The sequence below is a fragment of the Rhodococcus quanlei genome, from assembly GCF_055231015.1.
In genome coordinates, this window is sequence record NZ_JBUYWD010000003.1 from 108,160 (window position 1) to 125,738 (window position 17,579).

Consider the following 17,579-nt stretch of genomic DNA (forward strand, 5'->3'; position numbering starts at 1 on the left):
CGCGGAAGAGCCGCCGATCCCTCGTGGATCGGCGGCTCTTTGCTGTCAGCGCGGGACCCGTCCGAACGAACCACTCACCGGTGTAGGAGTGACACCCTGCGAACAGCCGCCTCCACGGCGTAATCGGCGTCGGCGGCCGCGCCCTTGACATCGGCATTGAGCGCCGCGACGACGCGTAGTGCTTCCCCGACGGTGGCCGGTGTCCATCCGCCGACGAGTGCCTGCGTCTTCTTGATTTTCCACGGTGGCATTCCGAGCTCCGAGGCCATCCGGAACGGATCGGCCCGTGCCACCGGCGCGACACGGGCGATCGCGTGCACAGCGTCCGCCAGAGCATCGGCCAAGAGCACGTGGGGTACTCCACGGAGCATCGCCCAGCGCAACGCCTCGAGAGCTCCGGCACTGTCACCCGCAACAGCCTTCTCCGCCACCTCGAAGCCCGTCACCTCAGCCTTGCCCGAGTAGTAGCGCTGGACCGCGGAAACGTCGACACGCCCTCCGGTGTCGGCAACCAACTGCGAACAAGCTGCCGCCAGCTCACGCAGATTCGAACCGACACTGTCCAGCACCGTCTGCACCACCTCCGGCGTGACCTGAACCCGGTGCGCACGAAACTCTGCCCGCACGAAGCCCACGAGTTCGCCCTGCTTCAGCTTGGTACACGGATGAACGGCGGCCCCCAGCTTCTCGAGCGAACCCGCGAGTGACTTCGCGCGTCCTCCACCCGAGTGCACGACAATCATCACGACACCATCGGGTGGATCCGCCGCAGCGTCCTGTACCAGCGCGACAGCATCCCTTCCTGCTTCGCCGGCCGCCTCGAGCACGACAATCCTGTCCTCGGCGAACAATGACGGGCTCAGCAGTTCCGCAAGTTCGGTCGGCGTGGCGTCGCCGGCCCGAAGCCGGGTGACCGGTATGTCGTCGTCCGATCCGCCACCCGCCCCGCGCACATCCGAAACGATCTTCGATACGGCACGTTCGACGAGAAACTCCTCGTCACCGAGCACGAGATGCAGCTGATCGACCTGAGCGGAATTCGGCACGGGACGATCGTGCCACGCCACACCGACGGGTACGCCGCAGGGCCGGGTTCATCCATCTCACCACAAGCCACACCGCTACCCCTGCACCAGTGAGAACAGCAACGGTGAGCACGGCTCCGTACATGCCGGACGGCACCGCCACCCCAGAACCAGGGAACCCGGAAGCCTTGTCCGCCACGGTGAGGAGCCACCACAGCGGTAACGTAACCGAGCGAGCGCCCCATTCTGCGACCGGAATCGACACCACTGCTACCAGTGCGGTGATGCCGCCGCACACGGTGATGATCGCCACCACGGGCGCCACCAGAATGTTCGCCGCAATCGATACGACACTCACAGTCCCTGCCATCGCCGCAACCAGAGGTGCCGTCACCACGAATGCCGCTGTCGCGACTGCCACGGTCTCTGCAACCGAACGAGGCCAACCACGTGCACGCAAACAGTCGGACCACACCGGTGCCATGACGACCAGGGCGAGTGTCGCCACCACCGACAACGCGAACCCGAAATCCACCGCCAGTTCCGGGTGCAGAAGCAACAACACGACGACGGAACCGGACAGTGCGGGTAGCGCCTGCCGCCTGCGCCCGGTGATCATCGCCAGAATCGTCACCGATCCCATCGCCGCTGCACGCACAACACTCGGTGACGGTCGTGCAATCACCACGAATGCCACCAACGCCAGTGCAGCAAGCACCGCGGCGGTACGTGGCCCCACCCCGACCGCCGACACGACAAGGAGCACTGCCCCGAGGACGATCGACACGTTGGCACCCGACACCGCGGTCAGATGTGTCAGGCCCGCAGCGCGGAATGCGTCCTTGACCTCACCATCGAGCCCTGATGTGTCACCGACAACCAGCCCGGGCAGCAGCCCCGCCTGATCCGGCGGCAATGCCCGCTCCGCCGCCATCGCGAAGCGCCCCCGTATGGTCGCCGCCCACCGCTGATACCAGGACACCGAGCCCACCTCTTGCGGCGCACCATCGGTGTACGCGACCGCAACGGTGAGATCGGGCCGACGGGGAACGTCGAACTTCGCCCGGAACCGAACCTTCTGGCCAGGAAGAAGCTCCGACCACCCCTCGGCCGGCGCGAGCACCGTCACCGCTCCCCCGACCCGAATATTCCGATTGTCGATACGCACTTCCTCCACACGCACCTGCACACGAACCTGCTGCCATCCGCCGGCACCGGACGACCGGAGTGCAGTCGGGTCCTCGGCAATAGACGCGCGTACCGCGGCCGAAGACCGTTCGGATGCAACGACACCGAGTGGATGAGCCTCCACCGCCGCGACCTGCCATCCGATTCCGCAACATGTCAGCGCGCCGAACAGCAGCACCGACGCCCCGGAGAACACCGCCGCAGATCTGGTCCTGCTCCAGAGCGCGAGAAGCACCGCGAACAGCGTCAGCATCACCACTGCTCCGATCGATGCCACCCGGGAACCAGCCAGAATCCCGAGCAACGTTGCACCCCAACAGATGACCGCGAACGGAACCAACCGGGCATCCAGAACGCTCCCGGTCTCGCCGGTCACACCGCGACCTTGCACACCGGTCACACCGCAACCAGCGACCGCAGCTTTCCCAGTCGAGCCGGACCGATCCCGTCGACCTCCCCGAGTTGATCCACGGACACGAACTTTCCGTTGGCGGTACGCCACGCGACGATGGCAGCGGCCGTCACGGGTCCGACACCGGGCAACGTTTCGAGGGTGCTCGCGTCGGCAGAATTCAGATTCACCATCTGCGGCGTCGCTCCCGCATCACCGTCTGCACCTCGACGACCGGCAGGCCCATCAGAGACCGGCGGCTCCCCGGTTTCGGCACCGACAACCACCTGATCACCATCCGACAGCGGCTGAGCCAAGTTCAGACTCAGGGTGTCGCCGCCCGCTCTGGCACCGCCAGCCGCCGCCAGCGCGTCGGCGACCCGGGCCCCGTCCGGCAACTCGACGAGGCCTGGGACGTGCACGAGGCCCACGACGCTGACAACCAGCATCGGAGGCGCGGAGGGCGAATCGCTCACGTCGAGGACGCTGGTTGGCGGCGGAGCGACAACCGCCTCCACCTCTTCGACCGACGGAAGCGGTGGCACGGCATGCGCAACAGGACGATCGCGCCACACGGAGAAACCCACCACCGCCAACGCGATCGCGCCGACCAGAACCAGGGTCGCAGCGCCGTGCCGTTCGGGGTCGAACCGGACCGCGCGCCAACGGTCGGGCAGCCAGGACGGAGCTCTAGAGGCCGGCGTGTCCAGTCGCGGCCAGTCCGCTGTGTCGAACACTTCGACGAATCGGTCGTCGTCGAGGTCCGTCGACCGTTCCCTGCGGCCGATCGTCGTCAAGCGGTCTCGTCCGTCGGCGTACTGCTTCGCGCTCTCCCCCATACCGACGACTCTACGAGGGGCCCGGGCCCGTCCCCCTGCTCCTGCGACGGTCCGACATCAACCTGTGGACGAATCTCCACCTGTGGAAGATTCCGGTTCCTGCTGGGACGAATCAGGTGACGGCGACGACTCCGGCGATTGCCGGTCGCGAGTGCTGATCACGGCACCTACGGCTCCCGGTCCGACGTGCGCACCCAGCACAGCACTGAACTCGGTGACATGGATCTCGTCGATCTGCGGAAGCTTCTCTGCCAGTCGACGTGCGATGTCTTCGGCGACATCGGCTGCGTCCATGTGATGAACGGCGAGCGCTACCGGGGCATTCCCAGCACGTGCTACCACAAGGTCCACGAGGCGGGCGCGAGCCTTCGTCGATGTCCGCGTCTTCTCCTTCAGGAGCAGCTTCCCGTCCCGGACGTGCAGAACCGGCTTCATCGACAGGGCGGTGCCGAGAAGCGCCGCCGCTGCGCCGATTCGTCCGCCCTTCCGCAGTTGATCGAGACGCTCGACGACGATGTACGCACGGACGCGCGTCGCTGCGTCCACCGCACGCTCGTAGACGGCGTCGAGGCTCGCTCCCTCGCGTGCCGCTCGGGCGGCCTCGAGGACCGGGAACCCGACACCCATTCCGGCCGATCGGGAGTCGACGACTCGAACCTCGCCACTGCAGTCGTCGGCGGCCGCGCGAGCCGCGTCCCAGGTCGCCGAGAGGTCGCGCGAAAGGTGTACTGCGAGAACTCCGTCGCCACCACTACGTGCGAGAGCTTCACCGAAAGCATCGCGCATCGTCGCCGGCGAGGCGCCCGAAGTCGACACGTGTCCCGCATCGAGGTCGATGTCGTCGATTCCGTCGCGATAATCGTGTCCGCCGACGAGGACGTGCAGTGGCACCACGACGATCCCGTAGTCCTCGACGAGATCGGCGGGGATGCATGCCGACGAATCGGTGACGATCACTACCGGCACTGTCAGAGCCCCCCATCCGTAACCATCCGACCGAAAGCACTGCGGTCGGATGCCCCGCTGCCCCGGATCGTGCGAACCATCGCCTCGGCAACCTGCACGTGCGCGTCCCACCCCCAATGGATTCCGTCCGGGTTTGCATCGCCGGACTCGATGTTGTCGCGCACAGCTTCCCCCAGGTCCACGAGTGGAACGTCGTTGCCTTCTGCCCACTCCGTGATGGCGGAGACCGCTGCCGGGCGGCCGGTATGCACTCCGCCGTAGGCCTGACTTCGGTGCACGGAAGGCAAGGTGCCGATCACCGGCAGGCCGGGACGCATGTACGCAAGAGCCGCACGAGAACTCTCCAGGTATTCGATGCTGAGCCGAGGTGGCAGGGCGACCGGCCAGCCCACCGGTGCAAGTCGCGGCTGTAGCCATTGGTATCCGGCGCGCACGATGCGGCGCACCACGGGTGGCCGGATGTAGCGCAACTGCTCCCGGAGCGCGGTCGGCAGAGGCGACGGCAACGAGTCCATCCCCCCCACAGCGAACACGACGGCAGCGGCGCGCGGCACGGCGGACCACACTCGTGGATCCTGCGTCAGAGCCCACCACACGTCTCGGCTCGTCCACCCGATTCGAGCAACCAACTCGACGTCCCAACCGAGTTCCCGCCCAACAAGATTCGGCCAGATCTGGGGATGGTTCGACGGCAACCCACCCTCGGGACCGTAGTAGGCGAGCGAATCCGCCAGGACCAGGAGAACCGGCCTCTCCGACTTCGGCGCCGGTGTGCTGTCAGAGGACGTCATGAGCCACCTTCGCGGAAGCGTTCCAGACGTCGAGACGCCAGCGCTCGGCCCCCGCCCCATAGGCGCTGAGCTGAACCCACCTCACGTTTCCGAGACCACCGAGCACCGGCCATCGCTCGACTGGCAGATCGAGCAGTGTGGCAGTCAGTGCCGCTATCAGTCCGCCGTGCGCAACCAACAACACGGGATCGGTTTCCCAGGCGTCGAGTTTCGCCACCAGTTCGTCCACGACCGGCTTGCTTCGCTGAGCGACGTCGATACGGCTCTCACCGCCCGGCGGGGCCCACCTGGTATCGCCGCGCCACGCGACACGCGCTCCCGGGAACTGCTCGTCCACCTCCGCGTGGGTCATGCCCTGCCAATCCCCCAGGCAGGTCTCGCGCAGACGCTCGTCGACCTGCACCGACATTCCCACGCAATCCCCCACCGCGTTGGCGGTATCGAGCGCACGGCGCAGATCGGAAGATATGACGGCAATCGGTGACAACTCACCCATCACCTTTCCTGCGGCTTCGGCCTGAGCGCGTCCGAGGTCCGACAGTTCGGTGTCGAGTTGCCCCTGCATCCTCGCGTCGGCGTTGTATCGGGTCTGACCGTGCCGCAGCAAGACGAGTCGACGTACGCGCGGCACACTCACTGCCCGGGTTCGCCTTCGCCTGCGGAACTCTTCGTGGGGTGCTCGCCGATGCCCTCGACCTCGACAGTCGGGCAGTCCTTCCACAACCGTTCGAGGGCGTAGAAGTTGCGTTCGTCGTCGTGCTGCACGTGAATCACCACGTCGACGAAATCGAGTAGTGCCCAACGGCCCTCACGGGTACCTTCACGACGCACCGGCTTGTGCCCAGCTTCACGAAGGCGGTCCTCGATGTTCTCGACGACTGCGTTGACCTGACGTTCGTTGGGCGCGGACGCGATGACGAAGCAGTCCGTGATCACCAACTGTTCGGACACGTCGAGCACCATGACGTCGGATGCCAGCTTCTCGTCCGCCGCAAGGGCGGCGATCTTTGCCACCTCGATGGCCTCGGTGGTTGCGCTCACTCGAATTCTCCAGTTCTGCCGAGTTACGACTCAGTGGTGGTGTGGGGGTGATCATGTGACGGTGCAGCGCCCCCGGAACGATTCGGTTCGCTCGTCTGCTCGGATCTGCCGGGCGCCGGTTCCGACATCGTTGCAGCTCCATCCAGTCTTTGCGCGTCCTGCGGGCGGTACAGGTTTCTCTTCGAGATGTATTGAACGACACCGTCCGGCACCAGGTACCAGACCGGACGATCCTGCGACGCCCGCCTGCGGCACTCCGTGGACGAAATGGCCAGGGCAGGAATCTCGATCAGAACAACCGCGTCTTTCGGACGGTCGCCGAGGTGCTCCGCGAGATGCGCGGTGTCGAGATCGAATCCCGGACGGGACACTCCCACGAACTTCGCCAACGAGAAGAGCTCTTCCCAATCCTGCCAGGACAGAATGCTCGCCAGCGCATCCGCCCCCGTGATGAAGTACAGTTCGGCATCGCGATGTGTCGCTCGCAGATCGCGCAACGTGTCGACCGTGTAGGTCACTTTTTCGCGGTCCACGTCCACACGGCTGACCGAGAAGCGAGGATTGGACGCCGTGGCGATCACCGTCATGAGATACCGGTCCTCGGCGGGACTGACGTAGCGGCTTTCTTTCTGCCACGGTCGACCGGTGGGTACGAAAACGACCTCGTCCAGCCCGAATCGGTCGGCGACTTCACTGGCCGCAACCAGGTGGCCGTGATGAATCGGGTCGAAGGTGCCACCCATGACGCCCAGCCGACGTCTCCTGGTGACCTGGGTTCCGTGTTCCACGGGTGTCGAGTTTACGTGCTCACACCGGAAGCAATCCCGCGACCACCGCCGCCAGCTGCTGTGCCGATCGGCATTCGTGCATGCTGACGAGCTCGCGATACACGTGCGCGGCCGAGTCGCCGGTACCCCACTGCCCTACCGGTTCGGGGTTCAACCAATGGGCATGCCGCGCGACGGAGACGAGGTGGGCGAGCGCGGCGGTGTTCGGGTCCCGATAATTGTTGCGGGCATCGCCGAGGATCAGGAGCGAACTTCGGGCAGTGACGGAGTCCGCGAAACGCTCCGCGAAGACACCGAGCGCATGACCGTAATCGGAGTGCCCGTCGTATCCGACGAGTTCGGCCTCCCGAATCATCCTGGACATGGCGGTACCCAGATCCGATCCACTGTCGAAGAACCTGGTGACCTCGTCGGTGGTGTCGATGAAGGCGAACACCCGAACCCTCGAGAACTGTTCACGAAGGGCGTGGACCAGAAGGAGCGTGAAGTGGCTGAACCCCGCCACCGAACCGGAGACGTCACACAGGACCACGAGTTCGGGGCGCGCGGTTCTCGGCTTGCGATGCACGAGATCGATGGGCACGCCGCCGGTGGACATCGACTTGCGGAGGGTTCGGCGAAGGTCGATCGCTCCTGCCCTGCTGCGACTGCGCCGCACCGCAAGCCGACTGGCGAGCAGCCTGGCGAGGGGCGTCACATTTCGCCGAAGCGCCGTGAGTTCGGTGTCCGACGCACGCAGGAAATCGACCTCTTCCGCCAACTTCGGAACGCCGTACGTCGCTACCCGTTCCTTACCCAGGTGTTCTGCCGAGCGACGCCGGGTCTCCGAGGCGACCATCTTCCGGAAATCCGCGATCCTGTGCGCTGCGGTGCGTCGCGCGATCTCCGACTGGTGTTCGTCGACGAACGGCGCCACCGAATCGTCACCACCGCCACCTCCCAGAAGACCGTCCAGGATTTTCTTCAGCAGCGTATCCGGTGACACGTCCTTGAGCGCTTGGTACGCGGAGAACGACGGTCCGTTGGTCGACTCGTAACGGCCCAGTTCCTCCACCATTTGCGTGGTGAGCAGTTCGGTGAGTTCGATCGCTTCGGCGGATCCGTCGATCAACAATTCCGCGATGAGATCGCGCAGTACTTCTATGTCGACGTCACCGTTCTCGTCCCGAGGCAAGGAAGTATCGATCTTGCCACCCGAACGGACACCGATCGCCGGCGGAAACCACAGGTCGAACAATGCGTCGAACGTGCTGCGATGCGTCGGCCGCCGAAGTACGGCGCAGGCGAGGCCTTCGCGCAGAGCCTCGCGGTCCAGCAGATCGAGTACCGACATCACCTTGCCGGCGTCGACGGTTTCGGAAGGGCCGACAGAAATACCCCGGGCCCGCAGCGCTTCGACGAAGCCGACGAGGTGGCCGGCCAATCCGTGCGGAGCCGCCGGTCCGTGTGGTCGGAATCGCGGTGATCGTGATGACGCAGCCATGTCGGTGGTGCCTTCAGTTCAGGCGCAGTTCGGCGGCTGCGCGCTGCTGATCCGAACGATGCTTCAGCACCACACCCAGGGTGTCACGCACCGCGTCGGTGTCGAGCGTGTCATCGGTGAGCGTGTCGAGGCCGAGAGCGAGCACGGTGCGCCCCCAGTCGATTGTCTCTGCCACCGACGGGGTCTTCTTCAGCCCCATCGAACGCAACACCCGAATCGTGCGTACCAGCTGCTCGGCAATGCGCTCGGGCAACTCCGGAACACGGCTCGCCAGGATCCGGAGCTCGAGGTCGGCGTCCGGGAAATCCAGGTGCAAGAACAGGCAGCGACGTTTCAGCGCTTCGGACAGTTCCCTCGTGGCATTCGAGGTCAGCACCACGAACGGCTTCCGGTTGGCGGTGATCGTGCCCAACTCGGGAATCGTGACGGCGAAATCGCTGAGCACCTCGAGGAGCAGCCCCTCGATCTCGACGTCCGCCTTGTCCGTTTCGTCCACGAGCAACACTGTCGGTGCATCTCTGCGGATCGCCTTGAGCAGCGGGCGCGGAAGCAAGAATTCTTCGGAGAACACGTCGAGCTTCGTGGAGTCCCAATCGACTCCGCCACTTCCGCCTGCCTGAATACGCAGGATCTGCTTGGCGTGGTTCCACTCGTACAGCGCCCGCGCCTCGTCCACACCCTCGTAGCACTGCAACCGAACCAGTTCCGCATCGGTGGTCTGGGCGACGGCACGAGCCAACTCGGTCTTACCGACACCGGCCGGCCCCTCCACCAGCAGCGGCTTACCCAGCCGGTCGGCCAAGAACACTGCAGTGGCCGTCGCCTTGTCCGCCAGATATCCGGTCTTCGCCAGTTTGGTGACGACATCGTCGACGCTCGCGAAAAACGGCCGGGTTTCCGGAAGTGCTCGATCCACGCTTGCTCCTCTTGCTGTACTACTGCGTTGCTGTACTACTGTGCCGCTACCGGCGAGGGCCGACTGTCGCGTTACACGGGCCGAGTGTGACCGTCACCCCACACGATCCACTTCGTGGAGGTGAGTTCGGGTAGCCCCATCGGTCCGCGCGCATGCAGTTTCTGCGTCGATATTCCGATCTCGGCACCGAATCCGAACTGCTCGCCATCGGTGAACGCAGTCGACGCGTTCACCATGACTGCTGCCGCGTCGACTCGCGCCGTGAACTCGCGAGCCGCGGACAGGTCGGTGGTGACGATGGCTTCGGTGTGGCCGGTTCCGTACCGATCGATGTGCTCGACCGCTGCGTTCAGATCGTCCACGACTCGCAGCGCAATGTCGAGAGCGAGGTATTCCTCGGCCCAGTCCGCTTCGGTGGCGGGGACCGTGCCGGGCAGCTCACCGTGCACCGTCACGTCGTGCGCTGCGAGAGCCTCGAGAAGTTTCGGGACGGCGGTGTCGGCGATCGCCGCGTCCACCAACACCGTTTCCGCGGTGTTGCACACGCTCGGACGCCGAGTCTTGGCGTTGAGCACGATTCGCTGCGCCACCGCGGTGTCGGCCGACGAGTGCACGTATACGTGGCAGTTGCCGACTCCGGTTTCGATCGTCGGCACGGTCGCGTCTTCGACGACCGCTGCGATGAGGCCGGCGCCACCTCGCGGGATCACGACGTCGACGAGACCACGTGCCTGGATGAGATGTGTGACGCTGGACCGGTCGTGGCTGGGCAGCAATTGGACCGCATCCTCTGATAGCCCCTGCCCGGCCAATGCGCTACGCAGTACGGCCACGAGAGCCCGGTTCGACTCCGCGGCGGACGACGAACCCCTCAGCAACGCGGCGTTCCCGGACTTCAGGGCGAGCCCGAAGGCATCGACGGTGACGTTGGGACGCGCCTCGTACACCATGCCGACGACACCGAGAGGTACTCGTTGCTGTCGCAGTTCCAGTCCGTTCGGCAACGTGGAACCCCGAAGAACCTCCCCGATCGGATCGGGCAGTTCCGCGACCTGAAGCAGTCCGGAGGCAATACCCGCGACCCGCTCCGATGTGAGGCGTAGCCGGTCGAGCAGCGATCCCTCGGTCCCTGCTGCTCGCGCAGCATCGATGTCCTTCTCGTTCGCCGCGAGGATGTCGGCCTCGTTCGCCGAAATCGCGTCGGCGGCGGCACTGAGCGCGGCGTTCTTCTGCGCGGTCGTGAGCAGCGCGAGCGACCTGGCAGCGACGCGCGCCCTTCGAGCCGCCGCATGTACGGCTTCGCGCGTGTCGTCTCCTGTCGAGCTCACGCTCGCCTGGATGTCGGGAGTGGACGGCTCGGGAGTGGACGACTCGGGAGTGGACGGCTCGGGAGTGGACGACTCGGGAGTGGACGACAAGGACACGGAAGTCATGGTCACAGCCTATCTGCGGCCGCAATCGACGCCACCGCAGCATCAGCCGCATTCAGCGCTTCCAAGAGTTCGACCACTTCCTTTGTTACGGTAACGGACTCGACGGAGGGCGTCGGGAGCACCAAGCCCGACACCCACATCGCGGACCGGGTAACGAAAAGATGCGTGCATCGGGTACGTGCCCCGTTCCGTCGATGACCGCGCTGGGGAGCGCACAACCTATGAATGCACCAGATCAATCGATCACCGCTGAAGAGATTGCCCATTCTCCCGACGTCACAGTCACCGACGAACGTGCCGTCAACCGCGCAGTCAAAGCGACCATGCTCGGTAACGCGATGGAGTGGTTCGACTTCGGTATCTACGCGTACTTGGCGACCACGATCGGCAAGGTCTTCTTCCCGGATGTCGACGGCACGGCCCAGCTCCTTTCCACGTTCGCCATCTTCGCCGCCGCATTCCTCGTTCGGCCGCTCGGCGGACTGTTCTTCGGCCCCCTCGGTGACCGGATCGGTCGTAAGAAGGTTCTCGCGACGACCATCATCATGATGGCGGGCAGCACGTTCCTGATCGGGCTGATTCCGAGCTACGGGTCGATCGGCATTGCTGCTCCGATCCTGCTGGTGGTCCTGCGCCTGATCCAGGGATTCTCGACGGGTGGCGAGTACGGCGGCGCGGCCACCTTCGTCGCCGAGTACGCCCCCGACAAGCGTCGCGGCTATTTCGCCAGCTTTCTCGAATTCGGCACGCTCGCCGGCTACGCCGCGGCGGCGGCGCTCGTCACCGTCATCAGCACGGTTGCCAGTGAGGAAACTTTGGTGGACTGGGCATGGCGTATCCCATTTCTTGTCGCCGGCCCCCTCGGCCTGATCGGCCTGTATCTTCGTCTGAAGCTCGAGGAAACCCCCGCCTTCCAACAGATGGAGCAGGCTGAAGCGAATTCGGCGGCTTCGGAATCGGCCGGCAAGAAGCTCCGGGAAACTCTCCTGGAGAACTGGCGCCCTCTGGTGCTGTGCATCATGCTCGTCGCCACCTACAACATCGCGCACTACGGTCTGCTCAGCTACATGCCGACCTACCTCAGCAACACGCTCGGGTACGACGAATCACACGGACTCGTGCTCATGATCATCGTGATGGTGCTGATGATGCTGGCCATCACGTTCGTCGGGAAGTACTCGGACAAGGTGGGCCGTAAGCCACTCTTGCTGGGGGGATTCGTCGGGTTCTTCCTGTTGTCACTACCGGCCTATCTACTCATCGGCATGGGCAGCTACGTGACGATTTTCCTCGGCCTCACCGTGCTGGGCGGACTACTTCTCCTGTTCGTCGGTGTGTTCCCGTCCGTGTTGCCCGCCCTGTTCCCGACAGGCATCCGCTACAGCGGGCTCGCCATCGGCTACAACCTGGCGGTGTCGATCTTCGGAGGTACGACACCGCTGATCCTCACGGCACTCGGTGATGCCACCGACAGCGATCTCGTTGCCCCCGGATACATGATGGTCGCGGCGGTGATCGGTACCGTCACCGTCCTGCTGATTCCGGAAACGGCACGCAAGCCACTCGACGGATCGCCACCGTCCGTGGCGACCGAGAAGGAAGCACGGCGCATTATCGAGCGCAGCCGTGTCCTGAACGCCGAGAAGGAGCGCTCGCAACGCGGAGACGACATCCGAGTCCAGTGACCGGAGACCAACCGATAGAGCTAGCCTCGGCTCATGCCCGAATCCGCAGGCACTCCGGCGAACGACCCACGCGTCGTCGTGGTCGGCAGTATCAACATGGACCTGACGACTGCGACGGCTCGTTTACCGGAACGGGGCGAAACGCTGCTCGGTGAATCCTTTGCCGCGAGGCCGGGCGGGAAGGGCGCGAATCAGGCCGTAGCAGCGGCGCAGGCGAACGCCACGGTCGATTTCGTGGGCGCGGTCGGGTCGGACCCGTTCGCCGCGGATCTGCGCCGCTGCCTCACAGACGCCGGCGTAGGTACCGCACGCCTGCGGGAGGTGGACGGCCCCAGCGGGATCGCTGCGATCACCGTGGACGCACGCGGGCAGAACACGATCATCGTGGCTGCGGGATCGAATGCGCAGTTCGACGATCTCGACGCCGACGATCTGGCAACCATCGCTTCCGCGGACGTCTTGTTGTGCCAACTCGAGATCCCCTTGAAGACCGTCACGGCTGCAGCACGGCATGCGCATACCCACAGCACGATCGTGATGCTCAATCCTTCTCCGATGCGAGACCTCCCGCAGGACCTGTTGGCATCCGTCGACGTGCTGGTCGTCAACGAATCCGAGGCGGAAGCTCTCGGCCGCGACGCGGTCGCCGCCGTCCCACATGTGGTGACCACGCTGGGGGAAGCCGGTGCGGATCACCGCGGACCCGACGGACGTGTGCGACATGCGCCGTCACCCGCCGTCGATGTGGTCGACACCACCGGAGCCGGGGATGCCTTCACCGGCACTCTTGCCGTCGCATGGCATCTGGGACCGGACGAGGCTCTCGAGTACGCGTGCGCAGCGGGCGCTCTGGCCACTACTCGCGCCGGTGCGGGCGCGGCAACCGCATCCGCATCAGACGAACGGGACGTTCGCACGATCTGACGGGACGGAAGTTCCATTCGTCCAGCGCTGTCGGGCCCGTCGTGCACCATGGGTGCCATGACTACTGCGACTGCGCCCGACTTGCGTGACGAGGCCCAGCGTCTGCTCCAGGAACTCGCCGGGCCCGATGCCGAACTGCGCGACGATCAGTGGGTAGCCATCGAGGCACTGGTGGTGGGGCGTCGTCGGGCCTTGGTCGTTCAGCGCACCGGCTGGGGGAAGTCCGCGGTCTATTTCATTGCCGCAAAATTGCTGCGGTCGGGAGGCCACGGCCCGACTGTGATCGTGTCTCCCCTCCTGGCCCTCATGCGCAACCAGGTGGCAGCAGCAGAACGTGCCGGTGTCCGCGCGGCGACCATCAACTCCGGAAACGTCACCGAATGGGACGAGATCCACCGGCAGGTGGCAGCGCGCGAACTCGACGTACTTCTCGTAAGTCCCGAGCGTCTCAACAATCCGGACTTTCGCGACGCGGTACTGCCGTCGCTCGCCTCGGACGCCGGACTGGTCGTGGTCGACGAGGCCCACTGCGTATCGGACTGGGGTCACGACTTCCGCCCGGACTACCGGCGGATCAAAACTCTGATCAGCGAACTCGGAACCGGCATTCCCGTCCTCGCGACCACTGCCACAGCGAACGACCGGGTGGTCGACGACGTTTCCACTGCACTCGGGGTCGGTGGTGGCGAAACTCTCGTTCTCCGGGGCGGCCTCGAACGAGAGTCACTGCACCTGTCTGTTGTGCACATACCCGAGGTCACGGCACGGGCGGCCTGGCTGTGCGATCGGCTCGCCGACCTACCGGGGTCCGGCATCATCTATGCCCTCACCGTGTCCGCTGCTCGCGATCTCGCCGCACTTCTCACCGACCGCGGCCACAGCGTTGCCGCCTACACCGGACAAACCGACGCCGCCGAGAGAGAAACGCTCGAACAGGACCTCTTGAACAATCGCGTCAAAGCACTGGTCGCCACGTCCGCCCTGGGCATGGGCTTCGACAAGCCCGATCTGGGATTCGTCGTGCATCTCGGGGCACCGTCCTCCCCCATCTCGTACTACCAGCAGGTCGGCCGTGCTGGGCGCTCGACGGACCGGGCAGAGGTCGTTCTGCTGCCCGGGGCGGAAGACAAACAGATCTGGAGCTACTTCGCGTCCGTCGCCTTCCCGCGTGAGCATCTGGTCAGGCGCGTCATCGACGTTCTGGACGACACCCGTCCACAGTCCACGCCCGCTCTCGAGCCGCTTGTGGAACTCGGTCGAAGTCGCCTCGAGATGGTGCTGAAGGTGCTCGACGTGGATGGCGCGGTTCGCCGCGTCAAAGGCGGGTGGATCGCGACCGGTCGGCCGTGGGAGTACGACGCGCAGCGATACGAACGGCTCGAGCAGGCGCGCGAGGCCGAACAGCGCGCCATGGTCGAGTACCAGCACATCACCACCTGCCGCATGAACTTCCTACGGCGGCAATTGGACGATCCGGGCCTGCGTGCCGATGCCGAGGGCTGCGGCCGTTGCGACAACTGCACCGGAACGACGCACGACACCACGGTCGATCCGAGTTCGCTCGGCACCACCCGTGCGCGGCTCGAGCGGCCCGGCTTGGATCTGGCGCCCCGTAAGCAGTGGCCCACCGGATTGACGAAGCTCGGTGTGGACCTGTCGGGCAAGATCACCGACGGTCCGCAACCAGGTCGAATCCTCGGGCGTCTGTCCGACCTGGGCTGGGGACAGCGCCTGCGTGCACTCTTGGACGAGGGCGACGGACCCGTCCCCGACGAGATCGTCTCGGCGTGCATCACGGTGCTGGCCGCGTGGGACTGGGAGCAGCGCCCCACGTCGGTCATCGCTGTGGAATCACCCACGCATCCGAGTCTGTCTGCGTCCCTCGGCGAGGCGCTCGCACGAGTGGGTCGCCTCGACTACCTGGGTGTTCTGCGGCTGCGCCAGGGTCATCCCCCGGTTTCTGCTGCAAACTCGGCCTATCGCGTGGCAGGGTTGGTGGACAACTGGGAAACACGGGACGATCTCGATGGCACAAGCGGTCCGGTCCTGCTGGTCGACCCGCTGACCGATACCGGTTGGACCATGACGATGGCGGCACGAACTCTTCGCCGAGCCGGTGCGGACAGCGTGTTGCCGTTCGCGCTCGCGAGCCCGCGCTGACCCTCCGCGCCACACCCGAACAGCCCGGGAATGTGATGTAGCTCACATCCGCCGTCTCACCTGCAGGGGCACCGTGTCTGGAGTGTCCATTTCCGTGGGTCGGATGAAATCGACACCGATCATTGTTACGTTCATAGTTCCAATGAAGCCTGATCAAAAGAGTGGTATCCCGACCACCGCGCCGGACGCGGTGTTGTTTCGCAGCCCACAGATCGCAGACGGAGTCCGGCTCTGGGAGATCGCCAGGAATACGGAAGTGCTCGATCTCAATTCGAGCTACGCGTACCTGTTGTGGTGCAGAGATTTCAGCCGCACGTCGGTTGTCTCGGTTGTCGCCGACCGGGTCGTAGGGTTCGTGACGGGGTTCATCCGCCCCGACGCTCCCCACACCGTGATGGTCTGGCAAGTCGCCGTTGACGCCGATCAGCGCGGAAAAGGCCTTGCCGGCCGTATGTTGAGCGAACTGCTCGATCGTCTCGCCCCCGAGGAAGTGACACATCTCGAGACGACGATCAGCCCCGACAACGAGGCGTCGATCGCGCTGTTCACCGCGCTCGCGCGCCGCCGCAACACGACCATCACTCGGCAGGATTTGTTCCTGCCCGAGAATTTTCCCGATGGACACGAAGCCGAGGATTTGTACACAATCGGCGAATAGCATGCCCCGGAGGAATGCAGAACATGAATGCAGTTGATAACAGTATTTTCGAGAATCTCGAATCCGAGGTTCGTAGCTACAGCCGCGGCTGGCCTGCCGTTTTCGAGTCGGCATCCGGATCGTGGATCAAGGCCGAGTCCGGCCGCGAGTACCTGGACTTCTTCGCCGGAGCCGGCGCCCTCAATTACGGTCACAACAACCCGATCCTGAAGAAGGCGCTGCTCGACTACATCGCCTCGGACGGTGTCACGCACGGCCTCGACATGTACACCCCCGCGAAGCGGAACCTGCTCGAGTCGTTGGACCGGAACATCCTCAAGCCCCGTGATCTCGACTACAAGGTCCAGTTCCCCGGCCCCACCGGCACGAACGCTGTCGAGGCGGCCCTGAAGCTGGCCCGAAAGGTCACTGGCCGGTCGTCGATCATCAACTTCACGAACGCCTTCCACGGCATGACGCTCGGCGCCCTCTCTGTGACCGGCAACTCGATGAAGCGCGCCGGCGCCGGAATCCCGCTGGTCCACGCCACCCCCATGCCGTTCGACAACTACTTCGACGGTGTCACCGAGGACTTCCACTGGTTCTCCCGTGTGCTCGACGACTCGGGTAGTGGCCTGAATCGTCCTGCCGCCGTGATCGTCGAGACCGTGCAGGGTGAGGGCGGCGTCAACGTCGCTCGTCCCGAATGGTTGCGCGCACTTTCCCAGCTGTGCGCAGAGCGCGACATCCTGCTGATCGTCGACGACGTGCAGATGGGCTGTGGCCGCACCGGCCCGTTCTTCTCCTTCGAGATCGCAGGCATCAAGCCCGACATCGTGACTCTGTCCAAGTCGATCGGCGGCTACGGACTGCCGATGGCGCTGACGCTGTTCAAGCGTGAACTCGACGTGTGGGGACCGGGCGAGCACAACGGCACCTTCCGTGGAAACAACCCGTCGTTCGTGACCGCCGCGACCGCCCTCGACACCTACTGGTCGGACGACAAGCTCGCGAAGGAAACGCCTGTCAAGGGCGAGCGCATCAGCAAGGCCTTCACCCAGCTTGCGGAGAAGTTCCCGGACAACGTGTCGACCCGTGGCCGCGGACTCGTTCAGGGGTTGGTCTTCGCCAACGCCGAAGACGCCGGAAAGGTCTGCAAGATCGCGTTCGACCAGGGTCTGCTCGCCGAGACTTCCGGCCCGTCCGACGAAGTCGTCAAGCTTCTACCGCCGCTGACCATCACCGAGGACGAGCTCGACAAGGGACTGTCGATCCTGTCCGAGGCAACCGTCGACGTCTGCAGCTAGAAAGG

16 protein-coding genes are annotated in these 17,579 nt (G+C 65.0%); 5 read left to right on the forward strand and 11 right to left on the reverse strand.

Going from position 1 to position 17,579, the window contains the following annotated elements:
- Positions 1 to 74 precede the first annotated feature (74 nt).
- The 11 genes from holA to ACZI8Q_RS02415 all read right to left on the reverse strand — a co-directional run bounded on the left by holA (position 75) and on the right by ACZI8Q_RS02415 (position 10,861).
- Positions 75 to 1,046 (reverse strand): DNA polymerase III subunit delta, encoded by a 972-nt coding sequence (holA, locus tag ACZI8Q_RS02365; protein ID WP_463371890.1) that lies wholly within the window; start codon positions 1,044 to 1,046, stop codon positions 75 to 77.
- Complete coding sequence (locus ACZI8Q_RS02370) at positions 1,000 to 2,589, reverse strand: ComEC/Rec2 family competence protein (RefSeq protein ID WP_463371891.1); 1,590 nt, start codon at positions 2,587 to 2,589, stop codon at positions 1,000 to 1,002. The genes holA and ACZI8Q_RS02370 overlap by 47 nt, the downstream gene beginning before the upstream one ends.
- Positions 2,590 to 2,609: 20 nt before the next feature.
- Entirely contained in the window at positions 2,610 to 3,443 is an 834-nt protein-coding gene (locus ACZI8Q_RS02375) for a ComEA family DNA-binding protein (protein WP_463371892.1), read from the reverse strand.
- Positions 3,444 to 3,500: 57 nt separating this feature from the next.
- Entirely contained in the window at positions 3,501 to 4,409 is a 909-nt protein-coding gene (locus tag ACZI8Q_RS02380; RefSeq protein WP_463371893.1) for a DegV family protein, read from the reverse strand.
- Between the two features lie 2 nt (positions 4,410 to 4,411).
- Positions 4,412 to 5,200 carry a diglucosylglycerate octanoyltransferase gene (gene octT / locus ACZI8Q_RS02385; RefSeq protein ID WP_463371894.1) on the reverse strand — a complete coding sequence of 263 codons (789 nt, stop codon included), beginning with the start codon at positions 5,198 to 5,200 and terminating at the stop codon, positions 4,412 to 4,414.
- Positions 5,187 to 5,837: a histidine phosphatase family protein gene (locus tag ACZI8Q_RS02390; RefSeq protein WP_463371895.1), complete on the reverse strand. Its 651-nt coding sequence runs from the start codon at positions 5,835 to 5,837 to the stop codon at positions 5,187 to 5,189. The genes octT and ACZI8Q_RS02390 overlap by 14 nt, the downstream gene beginning before the upstream one ends.
- Positions 5,834 to 6,241, reverse strand: a complete 408-nt coding sequence (gene rsfS, locus ACZI8Q_RS02395; RefSeq protein ID WP_463371896.1) for a ribosome silencing factor — start codon at positions 6,239 to 6,241, stop codon at positions 5,834 to 5,836. The genes ACZI8Q_RS02390 and rsfS overlap by 4 nt, the downstream gene beginning before the upstream one ends.
- A gap of 23 nt (positions 6,242 to 6,264) precedes the next feature.
- A complete protein-coding gene (gene nadD / locus ACZI8Q_RS02400) occupies positions 6,265 to 7,029 on the reverse strand; it encodes a nicotinate-nucleotide adenylyltransferase (RefSeq protein WP_463371897.1) in 765 nt (254 codons plus the stop codon).
- Positions 7,030 to 7,048: 19 nt separating this feature from the next.
- The gene (locus ACZI8Q_RS02405; RefSeq protein ID WP_463371898.1) at positions 7,049 to 8,512 is read right to left on the reverse strand and encodes a vWA domain-containing protein; all 1,464 of its coding nucleotides are present in this window, start codon (positions 8,510 to 8,512) and stop codon (positions 7,049 to 7,051) included.
- A 13-nt stretch (positions 8,513 to 8,525) separates the two neighbouring features.
- Positions 8,526 to 9,428: an AAA family ATPase gene (locus ACZI8Q_RS02410; protein WP_463371899.1), complete on the reverse strand. Its 903-nt coding sequence runs from the start codon at positions 9,426 to 9,428 to the stop codon at positions 8,526 to 8,528.
- Between the two features lie 71 nt (positions 9,429 to 9,499).
- Positions 9,500 to 10,861: a glutamate-5-semialdehyde dehydrogenase gene (locus ACZI8Q_RS02415; protein WP_463371900.1), complete on the reverse strand. Its 1,362-nt coding sequence runs from the start codon at positions 10,859 to 10,861 to the stop codon at positions 9,500 to 9,502.
- A gap of 221 nt (positions 10,862 to 11,082) precedes the next feature.
- Here ACZI8Q_RS02415 and ACZI8Q_RS02420 point away from each other — a divergent pair, with 221 nt between their 5' ends.
- From ACZI8Q_RS02420 to ectB, 5 genes are all read left to right on the forward strand, one after another.
- Positions 11,083 to 12,546 carry an MFS transporter gene (locus tag ACZI8Q_RS02420; protein WP_463371901.1) on the forward strand — a complete coding sequence of 488 codons (1,464 nt, stop codon included), beginning with the start codon at positions 11,083 to 11,085 and terminating at the stop codon, positions 12,544 to 12,546.
- A 33-nt stretch (positions 12,547 to 12,579) separates the two neighbouring features.
- On the forward strand, positions 12,580 to 13,470 hold the full coding sequence (locus ACZI8Q_RS02425) for a ribokinase (protein ID WP_463371902.1): 891 nt from the start codon (positions 12,580 to 12,582) through the stop codon (positions 13,468 to 13,470).
- Between the two features lie 57 nt (positions 13,471 to 13,527).
- Positions 13,528 to 15,630, forward strand: coding sequence for a RecQ family ATP-dependent DNA helicase (locus tag ACZI8Q_RS02430; RefSeq protein ID WP_463371903.1), 2,103 nt, complete (start codon positions 13,528 to 13,530; stop codon positions 15,628 to 15,630).
- Positions 15,631 to 15,772: 142 nt separating this feature from the next.
- Entirely contained in the window at positions 15,773 to 16,288 is a 516-nt protein-coding gene (gene ectA, locus ACZI8Q_RS02435; protein ID WP_463371904.1) for a diaminobutyrate acetyltransferase, read from the forward strand.
- 23 nt (positions 16,289 to 16,311) lie between these two features.
- On the forward strand, positions 16,312 to 17,574 hold the full coding sequence (gene ectB / locus ACZI8Q_RS02440; protein ID WP_463371905.1) for a diaminobutyrate--2-oxoglutarate transaminase: 1,263 nt from the start codon (positions 16,312 to 16,314) through the stop codon (positions 17,572 to 17,574).
- Positions 17,575 to 17,579: the final 5 nt, after the last annotated feature.